Below are 19,027 nucleotides of genomic sequence, written 5' to 3' on the forward strand. Positions count from 1 at the left end.
CATAGAGGGAGAACACCATGAGCCGAGCTTTTGTAAACGAGGACAACGCCGCCGACCAGGCCGACCCGCCGGTGGAGCGTCAAGTGAGCCAGCAGCCCAACCGCCTAACTGCGCAAGGGTTAGCGCAGTTGCAGGCCAAGGTTGCGCAGTTGCAGCAGGAACACAGCGCAGAATCCGCCAAGGGCGAGCACGCTGACAAACAACGCCAGGCCGACCTTGAACGGGATTTGCGTTACTTCAACCAACGGGTGCAGAGCGCCCAAGTGGTCGCATCGGCCACTTCCAGCGATAAGGTGCAGATCGGCAGTTGGGTGACCTTCGCCAATGATCAGGACGAGCAGCAGCGTATTCAGTTGGTCGGTGAAGACCAGGCCGACGCCGGTGCAGGCTTGATCAATTGGGGCTCGCCCCTGGGCCTTGCATTGCTGGGCGCTCAGGTCGGCGACGAGGTGCTGTGGAAGCGCCCCGTCGGCGATCAGTTGATCGAGGTGCTGCGCATCGAGCCCGAGGCTTAGACGATGCCTTGGGCCAGCATCGCGTCGGCCACTTTCACAAAGCCCGCGATATTCGCGCCTTTCACGTAGTTGATCCGACCGTTTTCTTCGCCGTAATGCACGCAGGCATGGTGGATCGACTGCATGATGGCGTGCAGCTTGCTGTCCACTTCGCCCGCCGTCCATAGCAGGCGCATGGCGTTCTGCGACATTTCCAGGCCACTCACCGCGACACCGCCGGCGTTGGAGGCTTTGCCCGGTGCGAAGAGAATGCCCGCCTCGATAAAGATATCCACAGCGTCTAACGTGGTTGGCATATTGGCGCCTTCGGCCACGCAGAGGCAGCCGTTGCGCAGCAGGGTGCGCGCAGCATCGGCATTGAGTTCGTTCTGAGTGGCGCAAGGCAGCGCGATGTCGCAAGCCAGTTCCCATGGGGTCTGGCCTTTGCGGAACTCCAGGCCAAAACGCTCGGCCAGTTCGCTGATGCGCCCGCGTTGCACGTTTTTCAGCTCAAGCAAGACCGACCATTGTTCTTCGGTCAAACCGCTTTCGGCGTACAGGGTGCCTTCGGAATCGGACAGGGAAATCACCTTGCCGCCCAGGTCCATGACCTTGCGCGCCGCGTATTGCGCCACGTTGCCGGAGCCGGACACTGCCACACGCTTGCCCTCGACACGCTGGTTATTGCGCTTGAGCATTTCCTCGGCGAAGTACACGCAACCGAAGCCGGTGGCTTCCGGGCGAATCAGGCTGCCGCCGTAGGTCAAGCCCTTGCCGGTCAACACCGAGGTGAATTGGTTGCTCAGGCGCTTGTACTGACCAAACAGGAAGCCGATTTCACGGGCGCCCACGCCGATATCGCCGGCCGGCACGTCCACGTCCGCGCCAATATGGCGATACAGCTCGCTCATGAAGGATTGGCAGAAGCGCATGACTTCAGCATCGCTCTTGCCCTTGGGATCAAAGTCCGAGCCGCCCTTGCCGCCGCCCATAGGCAGCGAGGTCAGCGAGTTCTTGAAGGTCTGCTCGAAGGCGAGGAACTTCAGCACGCCCAGGTTCACCGAAGGGTGGAAGCGCAGGCCACCTTTATAGGGACCAATGGCGCTGTTCATCTGGATACGAAAACCGCGATTGACCTGGACCTTGCCATGATCATCCACCCACGACACTCGGAAGGTAATGGCGCGTTCCGGCTCGCAGATGCGCTCCAGGATGCCCGATGCCAGGTAGTGAGGATTGGCTTCAAGAAACGGCCACAGGCTGCGTAGGACTTCTTCTACTGCCTGGTGGAATTCGGGCTGGTCAGGGTCGCGTTTCTTGAGGCGAGCGAGGAAGGATTCGACGGATTCGATCATGAAAAGTCTCGGCAGATTGATTGTTTTTAAATGAGATTGAGCCGGACCTTAGCAACTCGTCATGCACCTGAAAAGCGCAAGATGTCGCCTTTATGAATTTAAATGGTGCATTAGATATAAATAACCGCGTTTATCTGCACCAAATAAGGGAATCAGGCTTGGAGCATGCACCAACAGCCAAACCGCACTCGCGAGCAAGCCCGCACACATTTGATCGGTTTCAACGCTGGAATGCGGTCGAATGTGTGGGCTTGCTCGCGAATGAATCCACCCAGGTCTTTCAGAAAGCACGCAAAAAAAAACGGAGCCCGAAGGCTCCGCTCTTTCAAACCACTGACCCAATCAGGCCAGTTTCTTGTGACGCACACGGTGCGGCTGGGCAGCAGCATCGCCCAAACGCTTCTTGCGGTCCGCTTCGTACTCGGTGTAGTTACCTTCGAAGAACACCGCCTGGGAGTCATCCTCGTACGCCAGGATGTGAGTCGCGACGCGGTCAAGGAACCACCGATCGTGAGAGATCACAATGGCGGCGCCAGGGAAGTCCAACAGCGCTTCTTCCAGGGAACGCAAGGTTTCAACATCGAGGTCGTTGGACGGTTCGTCGAGCAGCAGGACGTTGCCGCCCTCTTTCAGGGTCAGGGCCAAGTGCAAGCGACCGCGCTCACCGCCGGACAAGTCCTTGACGAACTTCTGCTGATCGCCGCCCTTGAAGTTGAAACGACCCACGTAGGTACGCGACGGGATTTCATAGTTGCCGATGCGGATCTGGTCAGAGCCGTCGGAAATCTGCTGGAACACCGTCTTGCTGCCGTCGAGGTCTTCGCGGCTCTGGTCCACACAGGCCAGCTGCACGGTTTCACCGACTTCGATAGAGCCCGAATCCGGCGCTTCCTTGCCCATCAGCATACGGAACAGCGTGGATTTACCCGCACCGTTACCGCCAATAACGCCAACGATCGCACCTTTTGGCATCGAGAACGATAGGTTGTCGATCAGCACACGGTCGCCATAACCTTTGGATACGTTCTTGAACTCGATGACCTTGTCGCCCAAGCGTGGGCCGGCCGGGATGTAGATCTCGTTGGTTTCGCTGCGCTTCTGGAATTCCTGCGATTGCATTTCTTCGAAGCGTTGCAGACGTGCTTTGGATTTGGACTGACGAGCCTTGGCGCCTTTGCGCACCCACTCCAGTTCTTCCTTCATGGCTTTTTCATGGGCCGATTGTTGCTTGGATTCGGCAGCCAGACGGTCGGACTTGGCTTCCAGCCAGCCGGAGTAGTTGCCCTCGTAAGGGATACCGGCGCCACGGTCGAGCTCGAGGATCCAGCCGGCCACGTTGTCCAGGAAGTACCGGTCGTGCGTAATCGCAACCACGGTGCCCGGGAAATCGTGAAGGAAATGCTCCAGCCAGGCGACGGAATCGGCGTCCAAGTGGTTGGTCGGTTCGTCAAGCAGCAGCATGTCAGGGGCCGACAGCAGCAGGCGGCACAGGGCCACACGGCGCTTTTCACCACCGGACAGGAATTCGACCTTGGCGTCCCATGCCGGCAGACGCAACGCGTCGGCGGCAACTTCCAGCTGACGCTCCAGGTTGTGACCGTCGCTGGCCTGCAGGATGGCTTCGAGCTTGGCTTGTTCGGCCGCCAGTTTGTCGAAGTCGGCGTCTTCTTCAGCGTACGCGGCGTAAACCTCGTCGAGGCGCGCCTGGGCGTTTTTGATCACGCTGACGGCTTCTTCAACCACTTCGCGCACGGTCTTGGTCGGGTCCAGGATCGGTTCTTGCGGCAGGTAGCCAATGTTCAGATCGGGCATCGGGCGGGCTTCGCCTTCGAACTCGGTGTCGACGCCGGCCATGATTTTCAGCAGCGTGGACTTACCCGAACCGTTGAGGCCGAGCACGCCAATCTTGGCGCCAGGGAAAAAGGACAGCGAAATGTTTTTCAGGATTTCCCGCTTCGGAGGGACAACTTTGCCCAGCCGATGCATGGTGAAGACGTATTGAGCCAAAATGTGGACCTCATGAAAAAGTGAGAACAGGCCTACGTAGCGTCATGGCGCTGTACATAGCATTGCGAATCCTCAAGGTTAACCTAAGTGGCCGGGCGTATCGAAATCTATCTATTAGATTAGCCGCCCATACCTTCAGAGGTTCCAGCCCCCCCTCATGCTTGGCAGACAACCTGATCCACACAGGTGCCTGACTTGTGTCCCGCCAGGCGGGGCTGGCACTTTGCCACAAGTCAGGGCATGCTAGCCGCCCTCCGGGCGTCCGGCTTATAGTGCATGTCGCGCGCCAGTCCAGCCAAACCGCAGGATCACAGCTTGTCCAAAGTCACGCCGCCTACTCCCCTGCGCGCCGCTCATATAGCGCCGGGAGCGCCCCTGCACGGCACCCTCAAAGGCGCATTGGCGACGCTCGTCCTCATGCTGCTCGCCTTATTGTTCTGGCAACTGCTTGACCAGTTGCAGCAAAACCAGAAGAACCAGCAGCAATACACCATCGACTACAGTGCCGACCTGGCAGAACAGATCAGCCTGAACATGGCCCTGAGCGCAAAAATCGCTCTGAACCTACTACCGATGGTCGAGCCACCGCGCGACAGCGAACAGCAACAGGCCTTGATGCGCACCTTGCAGCGCTCGCTGCCGGAGCTACGCAGCATTGCCCTGCTCGCCCCCAGCGGCGCGATGATCAGTGACAGCGCCACTGACAGCCAGGACGGCGCCTGGCTTGAAGAGCTGGTGCAGCGCAGCCACTCCCAGTCCTATTACCTGAGCAACAACGACAACGGCACCCTCATCTATCTGTTGTTGCACCAGCCCAGCGGCGGTTCAAGGATGTACTGGGCGTTGCGCCTGGCACCCAACTATCTGGCCAACCTCACCCCCCAGGACAGCCAGGGCCAACGCCCGATGTGGGTCATCGAGAATCGCATCAACCACCGCGTCATCAGTCGTGACAGCGGCATGCCGGCCCAGTGGGCCAGCGCCCTCACACCGGACGAACTGAATAAAAGCGTACTGATCACGCCTCTGAGCAAGAGCGACTGGCAATTGCGTGGGCTATTCGACCGCACCGCCGTGCTGGAGCAACTGCTGCCGGCGTTTATCGGCAAATGCCTGTTGGGCCTGGCGTTCTCGCTGATCCCGGTGATCGTGCTGTTGAACATGCGGCGCCGCCAGCGCCAAGTGCATGAAGGCCGGCGGCGCTACCAAGATATTTTCGAAGGCACCGGCGTGGCCCTGTGCGTGCTTGACCTGTCGGGCCTGAACGGTTTCTTCGACAAGACCGGGTTGCAGACCCGCGAGCAATTGCACACCTGGATGCAGGCCAACCCCGACGAGCGCCAGCGACTGCTCAAGGAGTTGCGCATCACCGAGGTCAACCAGGTGGCGGTGCGCCTGTTGAACGTGGGCTCCTGCGAGGAGGCCTGGGGACGCCTGATCGATGACTGCCCGCGCAATGCCACGTCCATCGGTTACCAGATACTCGATGCTGTCCTGACCCAACAGAACCAGTTGGAGCTGGAAATCCAGCTCAAGGACGTGGCCGGCAACGACCAATACCTGTGGCTGGTGATGCGCATGCCAGAGCAACAAGACGACTTCAAGGCAGTGATCCTCAGTATCAGCGATATCACCAGCCGCAAGCTGATCGAGCTGTCGCTGGTCGAACGGGAAAGCTTCTGGTCAGACGTGGTCCGCACCGTGCCCGACCACCTGTATGTGCAGGATGTGATCAGCCAGCGCATGATCTTCAGCAACCACCATTTGGGCCACACCCTCGGCTACAACAAGGCCGAACTGCAGCAAATGGGCGAGTACTTCTGGGAAATCCTGCTGCACCCCGAGGACGGCGAGCATTACCACGATTTGCGCCAGCAGCAGCGCAATGTCGGCTACACCACTCAGTTGCACTGCCAACTGCGCTTCCGTCATCGCGATAACCAGTGGCGCCGTTTCGATATCCGTGAACAAGCCCTGGCCCGCGAAGAAACCGCGCAGATCAGCCGGATCATCGGCGTGGCCAAGGACATCACCGACCAGATCGAAGCCAGTGAATCCCTGCGCGACAGCGAACAGCGCTACCGCATGCTGGCCGAAAGCATCAGCGACGTGATCTGCTCCACCGACAGCCAATTGGCCCTCAACTATGTCAGCCCGTCGGTCAATGCCGTGCTGGGCTATGACGTGGATTGGGTGTTCAAGAACGGCTGGCAGTCGATCATTGCCAACCCGCAGCAACTGACCGGCATTTATAGCCTGATGGAGCAGGTCAGCCGCGCGCTGGGCGATACCGAGGCGCTGAACAAGCTGCGTGATGACATTCAAACCCAGTTGTTCCTGTTCGATTGCCTGCGCGCCGACGGTCGCAAAGTGCCGATTGAGTTGCGCCTGGTGCTGGTGTGGGACGAACACGGCGCCTTTGAGGGCATCCTCGGCGTGGGTCGCGACATCAGCCAGCAGCGCCGCGCCGAGAAAGACCTGCGCATGGCGGCCACGGTATTCGAGCACTCCACATCGGCGATCCTGATCACCGACCCGGCGGGTTATATCGTGCAGGCCAACGAGGCGTTCAGCCGGGTCAGCGGCTACGCGGTCAGCGATGTGCTCGATCAATTGCCAGCCATGCTCACCGTCGACGAACAGCAGGAAGCCCACCTGCGCTACGTGCTCAAGCAACTGCATCAGCACAGCACCTGGGAAGGCGAAGTGTGGCTCAAGCGCCGTAACGGCGAGCATTACCCGGCGTGGGTCGGCATCACTGCCGTGTTTGACGATGAGGGCGACCTGGCCAGCTACGTGTGCTTTTTCAGTGATATCAGCGAGCGCAAGGCCAGCGAACAGCGCATCCACCGCCTGGCCTACTATGACGCCCTGACCCACCTGCCCAACCGCACGCTGTTCCAGGATCGCCTGCACACCGCGTTGCAGTCGGCCGAACGGCAAAAGTCGTGGGTAGTGCTGATGTTCCTCGACCTCGACCGCTTCAAACCGATCAATGACTCCCTGGGCCACGCCGCCGGCGACCGTATGCTCAAGGAAATGGCCACGCGCCTGCTGGGTTGCGTGGCCGAAGACGACACCGTGGCGCGCATGGGTGGCGACGAGTTCACGTTGCTCCTGCAGCCACGGGTCAACCGTGAAATGGCGCTGAACCGCGCGATCCATGTGGCCGAGCAGATCCTCGCCAGCCTGGTAAAACCCTTTGTATTGGAAGGCCGAGAATTCTTTGTGACCGCCAGTATCGGCATCGCCCTCAGCCCGCAAGACGGTAACGAGCTGAGCCAACTGATGAAAAACGCCGACACCGCGATGTATCACGCCAAGGAGCGCGGCAAGAACAATTTCCAGTTCTACCAGTCGGACATGAACGCCAGCGCCCTGGAGCGCCTGGAGCTGGAAAGCGATTTGCGCCACGCCCTGGAACAGGACGAATTCGTGCTCTATTACCAGCCGCAGTTCAGCGGCGACGGCAAGCGCCTGACGGGCGCCGAAGCCCTGCTGCGCTGGCGTCACCCGCGTCGCGGGCTGGTGCCGCCGGGGGACTTCATCCCGGTGCTGGAAGAGTTGGGCCTGGTGGTGGACGTCGGCGACTGGGTGATCAGCGAAGCCTGTCGCCAGCTCAAGACCTGGCACCAGAACAAGGTGCGCGTGCCGAAAGTCTCGGTGAACATCTCCGCGCGGCAGTTCTCCGACGGCCAGTTGGGCACGCGCATTGCCACTATCCTCAAGGACACTGGCCTGCCGCCGGCGTGCCTGGAGCTGGAGCTGACCGAAAGTATCCTGATGCGCGAAGTCAACGAGGCCATGCATATTCTCGACAGCCTGAAAAACCTGGGCCTGAGCATTGCGGTGGACGACTTCGGCACGGGTTATTCGTCGCTCAATTACCTCAAGCAATTCCCTATCGACGTGTTGAAGATCGACCGCACCTTTGTCGATGGCCTGCCGTCAGGCGAGCAGGATGCACAGATCGCCCGGGCCATTATCGCCATGGCCCACAGCCTGAACCTGGCGGTGATCGCTGAAGGCGTGGAAACCCATGAGCAACTGGACTTCCTGCGTGAGCATGGCTGCGATGAAGTGCAGGGCTACCTGTTTGGGCGACCGATGCCGGCGAATCGGTTTGAGGCGCAGTTCAGTAACGACGCCCTCTTCATGTTCGATTGATTGGAGCTAACAGCTCTAATCAATCGACCATGAAGAGGGCAGCGGCAAGCTTCAAGCTTCAAGCTGTAAGCGGCAAGCAAGGGCAAATCTGCTTTTACTTGAGGCTTGCAGCTTGCAACTTGAAGCCGGCGCTTCATCGCATGATTACCTTTCATACCCCTTCTAAAAGCGCCTGGGTTAGAATGCCCTCCTTTTCTGCCCCCGATCCTTGAGGACCGCCATGTTCAGCCGTGATTTGACCATTGCCAAGTACGACGCCGATCTCTTCGCCGCCATGGAGCAAGAAGCCGTGCGCCAGGAAGAGCACATTGAGCTGATCGCTTCGGAAAACTACACCAGCCCTGCGGTGATGGAGGCTCAAGGTTCGGTGCTGACCAACAAGTACGCCGAAGGCTACCCTGGCAAGCGCTACTACGGTGGTTGCGAGTACGTCGACGTGGTTGAGCAGTTGGCCATCGACCGTGCAAAAGAACTGTTCGGCGCTGATTACGCCAACGTCCAGCCGCACGCCGGCTCCCAAGCCAACAGCGCCGTGTACCTGGCCCTGCTGCAAGGTGGCGACACCATTCTGGGCATGAGCCTGGCCCACGGCGGTCACTTGACCCACGGCGCCAGCGTTTCGTCCTCCGGCAAGCTGTACAACGCCGTTCAATACGGTATCGATGCCAACGGCCTGATCGACTACGACGAAGTCGAGCGCCTGGCGGTCGAGCACAAGCCAAAAATGATCGTGGCCGGTTTCTCTGCCTACTCGCAGATCCTCGACTTCCCACGTTTTCGCGAAATCGCTGACAAAGTCGGCGCCTACCTGTTCGTCGACATGGCTCACGTAGCCGGTCTGGTCGCCGCGGGCGTCTACCCGAACCCAGTGCCTTACGCTGACGTGGTCACCACCACCACCCACAAGACCCTGCGCGGTCCACGTGGCGGCCTGATCCTGGCGCGCGCCAACGCCGAGATCGAAAAGAAGCTGAACTCTGCCGTATTCCCAGGCGCCCAAGGTGGCCCGCTGGAGCACGTGATCGCCGCTAAAGCGATCTGCTTCAAGGAAGCGCTGCAGCCTGAGTTCAAGACTTATCAGCAACAAGTGGTGAAGAACGCCAAGGCCATGGCTGAAGTGTTTATCGCCCGTGGCTTTGACGTGGTGTCCGGCGGTACTGAAAACCACCTGTTCCTGCTGTCGCTGATCAAGCAGGACATTTCCGGTAAAGATGCTGACGCTGCCCTGGGCAAAGCCTTCATCACCGTGAACAAGAACTCCGTACCCAACGACCCACGTTCGCCGTTCGTCACCTCCGGCCTGCGCTTCGGTACCCCAGCTGTGACCACTCGCGGCTTCAAGGAAGCAGAGTGCAAGGAACTGGCCGGCTGGATCTGCGACATCCTGGCTGACCTGAACAACGAAACCGTGATCGACGCGGTGCGTGAAAAGGTCAAGGCCATCTGCAAAAAGCTGCCGGTATACGGCGCTTGATTGCAGTTGCTTGAATAAGGAGCCCGGCTTTTGAGCCGGGCTTTTTTATGCCAATTTCAGTTTGGAATGCGTTCAAAAATGTGGGAGCGGGCTTGCTCGCGAAAGCGGTGTATCAGTGACAAATATGCTGACTGATCCACCGCTTTCGCGAGCAAGCCCGCTCCCACATTTTGATCGTATTTCAATTCAGGATTGGTAGACCTTTGCAAAGCCGTCGCGAATCTTCTGCTCCGGCAATTCATCGGCAATAAACACAATCACACTCTCGCGTGCCTCGCCTTCGGCCCACTCGGTATCCCAGTCGAAACCGTAGAGCTTCAGCACGCCCTGGAACACCATGCGTCGATCTTCCCCGGCGATATTCAACACGCCCTTGTAGCGCAGCAGTTGCTTGCCGTGGTCTTCCAACAGTTCGTTCATGAACTCACTGAGACGGTCGATATCCAGCGGCTGGTCAGTGCGCAGCACCAGGCTGGAAATGCGGTCGATGGACGGCGCGGCGCTCACCGGGCGCAGGCTCATGCCAGCATTGAGGTTGAAGCCACGCACATCGAGCAGTTCCGCCAAGTCGATGTTGCCATGATCCACCACGCGGATCGGCGCACGGCGGTTGATGCGGGTAAGGCGTTCGCTGAGCGCGTCGAAGGTGGCGTCATCCACCAGGTCGCGCTTGCTGACCAGCAGGCGGTCGGCAAAACCGATCTGGGCCTGGGCGATGGTCTGGGTCAGGTGGTGCTCGGCGTGGGCGGCATCCACCAGGGTGATGATGCCGTCGAGGATGTAGCGCTCGCGCAGTTCCTCGTCGATGAAAAACGTCTGGGCCACCGGCGCCGGATCGGCCAGGCCGGTCGTCTCGATCACCAAGCGATCAAACGCGATCTCGCCGCTGTCCAGACGTTCGAGCAGCAAGTAGAGGGCTTTGGTCAGGTCGGTGTGGATGGTGCAGCAGACGCAGCCGTTGGACAGGGTCATGACTTGCACCGGTTCTGCGCCCAAGAGCTGGGTGTCGATACCGGCGTCGCTGAATTCGTTTTCAATCACCGCGATTTTCAGGCCGTGCTCGGCTTTGAGCAGGTGGCGCAGCAGGGTGGTCTTGCCGGCGCCGAGGAAGCCGCTGAGGATGGTGACGGGGATGGGAGAGGACAAAGAAATTCTCCTGAAGGAACACAAAAACAAATGTGGGAGCGGGCTTGCTCGCGAAGGCGGTGGATCAGTCAGCACATACCTAAACTGACAGACCGCCTTCGCGAGCAAGCCCGCTCCCACAGTGGATCACCGCAAGCCCGAGTGCCGGGTCAGCAGCACTTAGGCCCACCCTTGCCACCGTAACGGGCTTCCTGGCGTTCCCGAAAGAACGCCTTGTAGTCCATCATCGGTTTGTCCGGGTGCTTGGTTTGCATATGCTCGACGTACGTGTCGTAGTCGGGCATGCCGACCATCAAGCGCGCGGCCTGACCGAGGTATTTACCGAGGCGACTGATGTCATTGAACATGGCTGCAATCCTCTATTACGCGTCCGGTACAGCCTGGAACGGGGCTTCTTTATCCGTACGCTCTTTGTTGCCCCAAGCGGCGACGCCGACTTTGAGCGCATAGAACAGGATGCTGAACACCACGAACAGGAACAGCGCCGTCAGCGTTGCGTTGGTGTAGGCGTTGTAGATCACGTGCTGCATCTGGTCGATGCTCTTGGCCGGGGCCAGGATCTGGCCGTTGGCCAGGGCATCGCTGTACTTCTTGGCCAGCGACAGGAAGCCGATCGCAGGATTCGCGTCGAACAGCTTGATGAAGCCCGCCGTGGTGGTGCAGATCAGCAGCCAGACGGCTGGCAGCATGGTCACCCAGATGTAGCGTTGGCGTTTCATTTTGATCAGCACAACGGTTGCCAGCATCAGCGCGATACCCGCGAGCATCTGGTTGGAGATACCGAACAGCGGCCACAAGGTGTTGATGCCGCCCAAGGGATCGATCACACCTTGGTACAGCAGGTAACCCCACATGGCCACGCAACCAGCGGTCGCGATGAGGTTGGCCGTCCAGGAATCGGTGCGTTTGAGCGCCGGCACGAAGGAACCCAGCAGGTCTTGCAGCATGAAGCGGCCGGCACGGGTACCGGCGTCCACCGCCGTCAGGATGAACAGCGCTTCGAACAGGATCGCAAAGTGGTACCAGAACGCCATGGTGTTTTCACCCGGCAGCACGCTATGCAGGATCTGCGCGATACCCACCGCTAGCGTCGGAGCACCACCGGCACGCGCCAGGATGGTGGTTTCACCGATGTCATGGGCGACGGCAGACAGCGCCTCAGGCGTAATCGCAAAGCCCCAGCTGCTGACGGTCTGCGCCACGGTGACCACGTCCGTGCCGACAATCGCGGCCGGGCTGTTCATGGCGAAGTACACGCCAGGTTCGATCACCGACGCGGCAACCATGGCCATGATGGCCACGAACGACTCCATCAGCATGCCGCCGTAACCGATGTAGCGGGCATGGCTTTCACTGGCCAAGAGTTTGGGCGTAGTGCCCGACGAGATCAGTGCGTGGAAACCCGATACCGCGCCGCAGGCAATGGTAATGAACAGGAACGGGAACAGACCGCCCTTCCAGACCGGACCGGTGCCATCGATGAACTGGGTCAACGCCGGCATTTTCAGGTCGGGCATGGTCACCAGGATGCCGATCGCCAGGGCGATGATGGTGCCGATTTTGAGGAAGGTCGACAGATAATCGCGTGGCGCGAGGATCAGCCACACCGGCAGTACCGCCGCGACGAAACCGTAGCCGATCAGCATCCAGGTGATCTGGATACCGGTGAAAGAGAAGGCCTTGGCCCACTCCGGATCAGCAGCAATCTGCCCGCCCAGCCAGATCGAGCCCAGCAGCAACAGCACGCCGATGATCGAGATTTCACCGATGCGGCCCGGGCGGATGTAGCGCATGTAGATGCCCATGAACATCGCGATCGGGATGGTCGCCATCACTGTGAAGATGCCCCATGGGCTCTCGGCCAGGGCCTTGACCACGATGAGCGCCAGCACCGCCAGGATGATGATCATGATCAGGAAGCAACCGAACAGCGCGATGGTCCCAGGGATGCGGCCCATTTCTTCGCGGACCATGTCCCCCAGGGAGCGGCCGTTGCGACGAGTGGACAGGAACAGGACCATGAAGTCCTGCACGGCACCGGCCAGCACCACGCCGGCAATCAGCCAGAGCGTGCCAGGCAGGTAGCCCATTTGCGCCGCCAGCACCGGGCCGACCAACGGGCCTGCACCGGCAATCGCCGCAAAGTGGTGACCGAAAAGGATGTGTTTGTTGGTCGGCACATAGTCCAGACCATCATTATTGACCACTGCGGGGGTGGCCCGCCGTGGGTCGAGTTGCATCACGTTATTAGCGATGAACAGGCTGTAGTAACGGTACGCAACCAGATAGATGGCCACCGCAGCGACCACAATCCACAAGGCGTTGATCGCCTCGCCGCGGCGCAAGGCCACTACGCCCAGGGCGCACGCTCCTACAATTGCCAGCACCAGCCAGGGTAGATGGCGTAGCAGGCTATTATTATTTTTCATTTTTATATTCCAGCCAGGGTGGACAGAAAGGACAGCCATCCGGAGTTTAGCGCTACTGGCCTTAAAGGCCACCCCCCTACGTTGGTCTAGAGCCTTGCCAGCGCAAAAAAAGCAGAAAAAATGGCCTGATAATGGCGCAGAGCTACACTCTTTCTATCTACCAGAGGGTGTGACCATGACCGAGCAAGCGTCTGACCGCCGCCGTTTTCGCCGGATCGCCTTTGATGCCAAGACCGAACTTCGGCAAAACGGCCGCGAGTGGCCGGCGCAGTTGGTGGATTTGTCGCTGAAGGGCTTGTTGGTAAAGCGCCCCGAGGATTGGAAGGGCAATAAGGCGCTGGCGTTTGACGTCGATATTCGCTTGGACCCAAAGGCCCATATCAAGATGCAGGTTCGGCTGACTCATGAGGATCATGACCAATTGGGCTTTGTGTGCCAGCACATCGACCTGGACTCGATCAGCCATTTGCGGCGGCTGGTCGAATTGAACCTGGGTGACGAGGAAGAGTTGGAGCGCGAGCTGGGTGCTTTGCTGGAGATTTAACAGCCAATACAATCCAAACGTGGGAGCGGGCTTGCTCGCGAAGGCGCAGTGTCAGTCGACGAATTCATCGCTGATACACCCCTTTCGCGAGCAAGCCCGCTCCCACATTGGTTTGCGGTGTTGCTGATTACTCGAACAACGCATCCAACGCCTGTTCCAACCGCGTCACGCCAATAATCGTGATCCCCGGCGGCGATTCCTTCGGTGCGTTGCCCTTGGGCACGATGGCGCGCTTGAAGCCGTGCTTGGCCGCTTCCTTCAAACGCTCCTGCCCGCTGGGCACCGGGCGTACTTCGCCTGACAGGCCGACTTCACCGAACACCAGCAAGTCATGCGGCAACGGCCGATTACGCAGGCTGGACATCACCGCCGCCATCAACGCCAGGTCAGACGCGGTCTCCAGCACCTTGACCCCACCCACGACGTTCAGGAATACATCCTGGTCATGGGTAGGAATGCCGCCGTGTCGGTGCAACACCGCGAGCAGCATCGCCAGGCGGTTTTGATCCAGACCCAAGGTCACACGCCGAGGGTTGGCCAGATGGCTGTCATCCACCAGCGCCTGCACTTCCACCAGCATCGGGCGAGTGCCTTCCCACGTTGCCATTACCACACTGCCCGGGACTTCTTCCTGAGCGCGAGTCAGAAAAATCGCCGACGGGTTGGAGACTTCTTTCAGCCCCCGGTCGGTCATGGCAAACACACCCAACTCGTTTACCGCACCAAAACGGTTCTTCACCGCCCGCAGCAAACGCAAGCGGCCGTCGGATTCGCCTTCGAAATACAGCACAGTGTCGACCATATGCTCCAACACCCGTGGCCCGGCCAGCGCGCCTTCTTTGGTCACATGCCCCACCAGGAAGATCGCCGTGCCGCTCTGCTTGGCATAACGCACCAGCAGCGCCGCGCTCTCGCGCACCTGGGACACACCGCCCGGCGCTGATTGCAATTGCTCGGTAAAAATGGTCTGGATCGAGTCGATCACCATGACCTTGGGCTTTTCGATACGCGCCGTGGCAATGATGCTTTCGATGCAGGTTTCGGTCATCACCCGCAGTTGGTCCTGGGGCAAACCCAAGCGACGGGCGCGCATGGCGACTTGCTGCTGGGATTCTTCGCCAGTGACATACAGCGCCGGCATGCGACTGGCGATGCTGCACAGGGTTTGCAGCAGGATCGTCGATTTGCCGATGCCCGGATCACCGCCGATCAACACCACCGAACCGTCCACAAGACCGCCACCCAACACCCGGTCCAGCTCGCCGGAAGCGGTGGAAAAACGCGGGATTTCTTCAACGCTGACTTCGGCCAACGTCTTGATCTGCGCCTGTTGCCCGGTCCAGCCGGCACGGCCAGTGGGGGCCGCCGCGCCGCCGCTTTCGATCATGGTTTCAGTCAGGGTGTTCCACGCACCGCATTCGCCGCACTGGCCGGCCCACTTGGGAAAGGTCGCGCCGCACTCCGTGCAGCCGTACATGCGCTTGGCCTTTGCCATTTGAGAACCTCCAACCGAAAAACCGCGATGATAGCTCAGCGCGGCGCCGGGGTCCGGATTTCACCGCTGGCCAATCGTGAAGCACTGTTGCCGATCGGGTCTTCGGCGTTGAGGTCGGCGCCTTTGGCCTTCAACTCATCCAACAGCTCGACGCGTTTGAACAGCCCGGCGTACATGGCCGCCGTCTGCCCGGCGCCATTGCGCTGATCGGGGTTACAGTCGGTGGCCAGCAGGCGTTGGGCAATTTTCAGTTCGCCCTTGAAGATCGCGCCCATCAGCGCAGTGTTGCCGCGTTTGTCCTGCACGCAGGCGTCGGCACCGGCGTTGAGCAAGCGCTCCACGAACGGGCCCTGGCCGTGGTACGCGGCGAGGATCAACGCGGTGTAGCCCTTGTCATCCTGGGTGTTGAGGCTGTAGCCGGAATCGATAAAGGTGTTGAGCATGTCGAGGTCGCCACGACGGGCGGCGTCGAAGTAGTAATCCTGCAACTGGACCTTGAGCGCAACCGGGTCGGGCGACTCGGCGTGTGCGACAAAGGCCAGCATGGCCATCAGCAGACCGATAGAAATTCGCATGGGTGTTCTCCTGCCAAGGGTCGACGCCCGTCTCTGGGCGCCGACCAGAACCAACGGATCAGTCAGTCAGTTTTTCCGCCAGCGCCTTCACGCGCGCCAGGTCCCCCTTGGCAACCTTGGCTACGCCAGTGCCGTACTCCGGATCGGCTTTGTAAAGGAACGACAGGATAATGTGCTTGCTTTCATCATCGGTGGTTGCCAGCGAGCCGCCGAAGTTCTCGATCAGGTCCTGACGCTCTTTTTTATTGAAGGAGCGGTACAGATCACCGGCTTGCTTGAAGTTCTGCTCACGCTGGATCTTCGCCTGCTGGGTGCTGCCCGACAGGGCCGATTGGCTATAGCGTGCGGCTTGCGGCTCTTCCCGAGGCTCCAGGCGGCTTGGCTGGTAGTTCACGCCACTGGTGGTTTTGCCGGAATTCAGTGCGCCGTCCTGATTGCCATTGTTGACGGTTGCGCGTGGTGCGTTGATCGGCAGTTGCAGGGCATTGGCGCCCAGGCGGTACATTTGGGTGTCGGCGTAGGAAAACACTCGGCCTTGCAGCAGGCGGTCTTCCGACGGTTCGATGCCCGGCACCAGGTTGGCCGGGGCCATGGCCACTTGCTCGGTTTCCTGGAAGACGTTGGCCGGGTTGCGGTTCAGCACCATCTGCCCGACTTTGCGCTCGGGCACATTCGGCCAGATCTTGGTGGCGTCCAGTGGGTCGAAGTCGAACTTGGCCAGGTCTTCAGGCTTGAGCACCTGTACGTACAGGTCCCACTTGGGGTAGTCGCCCTTGTTGATATGCGTGACCAGATCGTTGGTCATGTGGCTGTAGTCACGGCCCTGCACTTCGGTAACTTGCTTAGGATCCAGATTCTTGATGCCTTGCAGGCTTTTCCAGTGGAATTTGACGTAGTGCACATCGCCTTTGGCATTGATCAGCTTGTAGGCGTGCACACCGTTGCCATCCATTTCCCGATAGCTGGCCGGGGTGCCGGAGTCGGCGTACAGCTCGGTCAGCGTGCGCGTGGACTCGGGCACATGGGAGAAGAAGTCGAAGCGACGGGAGTCGTCATCGAGGTTGGTGCGCGGGTCGGGTTTGAACGCGTGGACCATGTCCGGGAACTTGATCGCATCGCGGATAAAGAACGTCGGGAAGTTGTTGCCCACCAGGTCCCAGTTGCCGTCGGCGGTGTAGAACTTGGTGGCGAAACCGCGCGGGTCGCGCAGGGTTTCCGGGGAGTGGTTGCCGTGTACCACGGCGGAGAAGCGCACGAACACCGGTGTGGTTTCGCCAGCGGCGAATACCTTGGCCTTGGTCAAATCGCTGAGGTTGTCGGTGACCGTGAAGGTGCCGTGGGCGCCCGTGCCACGGGCGTGTACCACGCGCTCCGGGATGCGTTCGCGGTCGAAGCGTTGCAGCTTCTGGATCAGTTGCACGTCCTGCAGCAGTACAGGGCCATTGGCGCCGGCGGTTTGCGAGTTCTGGTTGTCGCCCACCGCTGCACCGTTATCGCGGGTCAAGTTGGCGGCTTGCACAGAGAGGGACAGCAGGCTGGCGGTCACCAGTACCAGCGCAGTTCGCGCTGTAACAGGCCCGCGGCTCATTGGGGTGTTCATCAAGGTTTCCTCTGGTTTTTTTAGTGCACATTCAGTTGTGCTTGCCAGAGGCTAGTGACCCGAGAGTCAGAAGATAAATAGAAAAGACGTACCAACCCGATTGATAAAATAATCTAGTAAGCACCTGATTTAGCGAGTATTTCGCGCGCGATTGATGGCACTTTGCAAACTATTTTCGATTTAATGTGTCGATTAAAACTAACAGTGTTAACGGTTGTGTCAGGCAAGCCCGCTACGACTGAATTACACTGAGCCCCACCCTTCTCATCTGTAACAAGGAATAACCATGGGCGTGATCAGTGAGTTCAAGGCCTTCGCGGTCAAAGGTAATGTGGTCGACATGGCCGTCGGTATTATCATCGGCGCGGCCTTCGGCAAAATTGTTTCCTCCTTTGTTGGCGACGTAATAATGCCGCCCATTGGTCTGCTGATCGGTGGCGTGGACTTCGCTGACCTGGCGATAACGCTCAAGGCAGCGCAAGGCGATGTGCCTGCGGTGGTGCTGGCCTACGGTAAGTTCATCCAGAGCGTCATCGACTTTGTCATCGTCGCGTTTGCGATCTTCATGGGTGTGAAGGCGATCAATCGCCTGAAGCGTGAAGAGGCCGTGGCACCAAGCCTGCCACCGACGCCGACCAAGGAAGAACTGTTGTTGGGTGAGATCCGTGATCTGCTCAAGGCACAGAACGACAAGCCGCTTCAGTAAACACCGGCTTGAAAAAAAGGCGCCTGCTTGAGGCGCCTTTTTTATTACCAGTAATTTTCTACCGCCACCTGACCAGGACGACGGCTCAGGCTCAGATTCATATCGCGCTGCTTGAGCAACTGCCGCGTGTCATCAACCATCTGCGGGTTGCCGCAGATCAGCACGCGGGAATGCTCCGGAGCCAGCTCAACGCCGGCCGCGCGTTCCAGTTCGCCATTTTCGATCAGCGTCGTGATGCGCCCATTCAGCGCGCCCGGGTGTTGTTCACGGGTGACGATAGGAATGTAGGTGAGCTTGTGCGCGTATTCGGCCAGGTACTCGCGCTCGCCCAGTTCGTTGATCAGCGCCTGATAGGCCAGCTCCTTGGCTTCGCGGGCGCTGTACACCAGGATGATGCGCTCGAATTTCTCCCAGACCTCGAAGTCCTGCAGGATCGACAAAAACGGCGCCACCCCGGTGCCAGTGCCCAGCATCCACAAATCGCGACCATCGACGAAACGGTTCAACGTCAGGAATCCGGTGGCCTGGCGTTCCACCATCAAGGTATCGCCCACCCGCAGGCGACTCAGCTCACTGGTGAACTCACCGCCCGGGACGACGATCGAGAAAAAATCCAAGTGCTCATCAAACGGCGAGGACACTAAGGAATAGGCGCGCCAGACGGTGCTGCCATCCGCCTTGGTCACCCCCAGGCGCACAAACTGGCCCGCAGTGAAGCGGAAACCGGGATCGCGGGTGGTGCGCAGGGTAAACAGGCTGGGGGTCAGCGATTGCACATCGAGCAAGGTCTGGCGGGTGAATTTCTCAGCGCTGGCCGTCATGGGGGCCTCCGTTCAACAGGTGCCCTAGTGTCTCTCAAAGTGGCGCGTGGAAACACCTGTGGTTGGTAGTGGTATCGCGCAACACATGCAGTAATGGCTATCCAATTGCACCGCCAATCAATTGGCTATTAGCCTCTCAACCCCCCTTACAAACAGGTTGTTAGTTGATCGTTACAGGGCCTTCAAACGCCTAATAACCCGCGACTTTCAGACT

The 19,027-nt window shown here is 59.6% G+C and carries 14 protein-coding genes; 5 read left to right on the top strand and 9 right to left on the bottom strand.

What is annotated here, in order from left to right; all coding sequences use genetic code 11:
- The first annotated feature begins 17 nt into the window (after positions 1–17).
- Positions 18–515: a GreA/GreB family elongation factor gene (locus AACY44_RS19070; RefSeq protein WP_339471440.1), complete on the top strand. Its 498-nt coding sequence runs from the start codon at positions 18–20 to the stop codon at positions 513–515.
- Here AACY44_RS19070 and gdhA read toward each other — a convergent pair.
- Positions 512–1,849, bottom strand: a complete 1,338-nt coding sequence (gene gdhA / locus AACY44_RS19075) for an NADP-specific glutamate dehydrogenase (protein WP_339530855.1) — start codon at positions 1,847–1,849, stop codon at positions 512–514. The two genes, AACY44_RS19070 and gdhA, sit on opposite strands and share 4 nt — an antisense overlap.
- Before the next feature lie 342 nt (positions 1,850–2,191).
- The gene (gene ettA, locus AACY44_RS19080; RefSeq protein ID WP_339436780.1) at positions 2,192–3,856 is read right to left on the bottom strand and encodes an energy-dependent translational throttle protein EttA; all 1,665 of its coding nucleotides are present in this window, start codon (positions 3,854–3,856) and stop codon (positions 2,192–2,194) included.
- 315 nt (positions 3,857–4,171) lie between these two features.
- Between ettA and AACY44_RS19085 the strand changes: the two genes are divergently transcribed.
- Both AACY44_RS19085 and glyA read left to right on the top strand, forming a co-directional pair.
- Positions 4,172–8,023, top strand: coding sequence for a sensor domain-containing protein (locus AACY44_RS19085; RefSeq protein WP_339530857.1), 3,852 nt, complete (start codon positions 4,172–4,174; stop codon positions 8,021–8,023).
- 220 nt (positions 8,024–8,243) lie between these two features.
- Positions 8,244–9,497 (top strand): serine hydroxymethyltransferase, encoded by a 1,254-nt coding sequence (glyA, locus tag AACY44_RS19090; RefSeq protein WP_314564904.1) that lies wholly within the window; start codon positions 8,244–8,246, stop codon positions 9,495–9,497.
- A gap of 186 nt (positions 9,498–9,683) precedes the next feature.
- Here glyA and yjiA read toward each other — a convergent pair whose 3' ends face one another.
- The 3 genes from yjiA to AACY44_RS19105 all read right to left on the bottom strand — a co-directional run bounded on the left by yjiA (position 9,684) and on the right by AACY44_RS19105 (position 13,072).
- On the bottom strand, positions 9,684–10,643 hold the full coding sequence (gene yjiA / locus AACY44_RS19095) for a GTPase (RefSeq protein ID WP_339436777.1): 960 nt from the start codon (positions 10,641–10,643) through the stop codon (positions 9,684–9,686).
- 149 nt (positions 10,644–10,792) lie between these two features.
- Complete coding sequence (locus tag AACY44_RS19100; protein WP_003176208.1) at positions 10,793–10,990, bottom strand: YbdD/YjiX family protein; 198 nt, start codon at positions 10,988–10,990, stop codon at positions 10,793–10,795.
- 15 nt (positions 10,991–11,005) lie between these two features.
- Positions 11,006–13,072 (bottom strand): carbon starvation CstA family protein, encoded by a 2,067-nt coding sequence (locus AACY44_RS19105; RefSeq protein ID WP_339456786.1) that lies wholly within the window; start codon positions 13,070–13,072, stop codon positions 11,006–11,008.
- Positions 13,073–13,247: 175 nt separating this feature from the next.
- On the opposite strand from AACY44_RS19105, the gene AACY44_RS19110 reads away from it, so the two are divergent.
- The gene (locus AACY44_RS19110; protein WP_339436776.1) at positions 13,248–13,616 is read left to right on the top strand and encodes a PilZ domain-containing protein; all 369 of its coding nucleotides are present in this window, start codon (positions 13,248–13,250) and stop codon (positions 13,614–13,616) included.
- Positions 13,617–13,743: 127 nt separating this feature from the next.
- Here AACY44_RS19110 and radA read toward each other — a convergent pair whose 3' ends face one another.
- The 3 genes from radA to katB are packed head-to-tail and all read right to left on the bottom strand — an operon-like array spanning position 13,744 to position 17,286.
- A complete protein-coding gene (gene radA, locus AACY44_RS19115) occupies positions 13,744–15,111 on the bottom strand; it encodes a DNA repair protein RadA (RefSeq protein ID WP_099584746.1) in 1,368 nt (455 codons plus the stop codon).
- Between the two features lie 35 nt (positions 15,112–15,146).
- Entirely contained in the window at positions 15,147–15,686 is a 540-nt protein-coding gene (locus AACY44_RS19120; protein ID WP_339416822.1) for an ankyrin repeat domain-containing protein, read from the bottom strand.
- A gap of 58 nt (positions 15,687–15,744) precedes the next feature.
- The gene (katB, locus tag AACY44_RS19125) at positions 15,745–17,286 is read right to left on the bottom strand and encodes a catalase KatB (protein WP_339436774.1); all 1,542 of its coding nucleotides are present in this window, start codon (positions 17,284–17,286) and stop codon (positions 15,745–15,747) included.
- A 286-nt stretch (positions 17,287–17,572) separates the two neighbouring features.
- On the opposite strand from katB, the gene mscL reads away from it, so the two are divergent.
- A complete protein-coding gene (mscL, locus tag AACY44_RS19130; RefSeq protein ID WP_339416826.1) occupies positions 17,573–17,992 on the top strand; it encodes a large-conductance mechanosensitive channel protein MscL in 420 nt (139 codons plus the stop codon).
- Between the two features lie 44 nt (positions 17,993–18,036).
- Here mscL and AACY44_RS19135 read toward each other — a convergent pair whose 3' ends face one another.
- Positions 18,037–18,813 (bottom strand): ferredoxin--NADP reductase, encoded by a 777-nt coding sequence (locus tag AACY44_RS19135; RefSeq protein WP_339436773.1) that lies wholly within the window; start codon positions 18,811–18,813, stop codon positions 18,037–18,039.
- Between the last annotated feature and the right edge of the window lie 214 nt (positions 18,814–19,027).

It is taken from the genome of Pseudomonas sp. RA_15y_Pfl1_P11 (assembly GCF_963970975.1).
Lineage (GTDB): Bacteria > Pseudomonadota > Gammaproteobacteria > Pseudomonadales > Pseudomonadaceae > Aquipseudomonas > Aquipseudomonas tritici.

What these genes read in the sequence shown, in the direction of transcription:
- radA (WP_099584746.1), bottom strand. Translation starts at nt 15,111, where the DNA reads ATGGCAAAGGCCAAGCGCATGTACGGCTGCACGGAGTGCGGCGCGACC.
- AACY44_RS19100 (WP_003176208.1), bottom strand. Translation starts at nt 10,990, where the DNA reads ATGTTCAATGACATCAGTCGCCTCGGTAAATACCTCGGTCAGGCCGCG.
- AACY44_RS19120 (WP_339416822.1), bottom strand. Translation starts at nt 15,686, where the DNA reads ATGCGAATTTCTATCGGTCTGCTGATGGCCATGCTGGCCTTTGTCGCA.
- gdhA (WP_339530855.1), bottom strand. Translation starts at nt 1,849, where the DNA reads ATGATCGAATCCGTCGAATCCTTCCTCGCTCGCCTCAAGAAACGCGAC.
- katB (WP_339436774.1), bottom strand. Translation starts at nt 17,286, where the DNA reads ATGAACACCCCAATGAGCCGCGGGCCTGTTACAGCGCGAACTGCGCTG.
- mscL (WP_339416826.1), top strand. Translation starts at nt 17,573, where the DNA reads ATGGGCGTGATCAGTGAGTTCAAGGCCTTCGCGGTCAAAGGTAATGTG.
- glyA (WP_314564904.1), top strand. Translation starts at nt 8,244, where the DNA reads ATGTTCAGCCGTGATTTGACCATTGCCAAGTACGACGCCGATCTCTTC.
- AACY44_RS19105 (WP_339456786.1), bottom strand. Translation starts at nt 13,072, where the DNA reads ATGAAAAATAATAATAGCCTGCTACGCCATCTACCCTGGCTGGTGCTG.
- AACY44_RS19070 (WP_339471440.1), top strand. Translation starts at nt 18, where the DNA reads ATGAGCCGAGCTTTTGTAAACGAGGACAACGCCGCCGACCAGGCCGAC.
- AACY44_RS19110 (WP_339436776.1), top strand. Translation starts at nt 13,248, where the DNA reads ATGACCGAGCAAGCGTCTGACCGCCGCCGTTTTCGCCGGATCGCCTTT.
- AACY44_RS19135 (WP_339436773.1), bottom strand. Translation starts at nt 18,813, where the DNA reads ATGACGGCCAGCGCTGAGAAATTCACCCGCCAGACCTTGCTCGATGTG.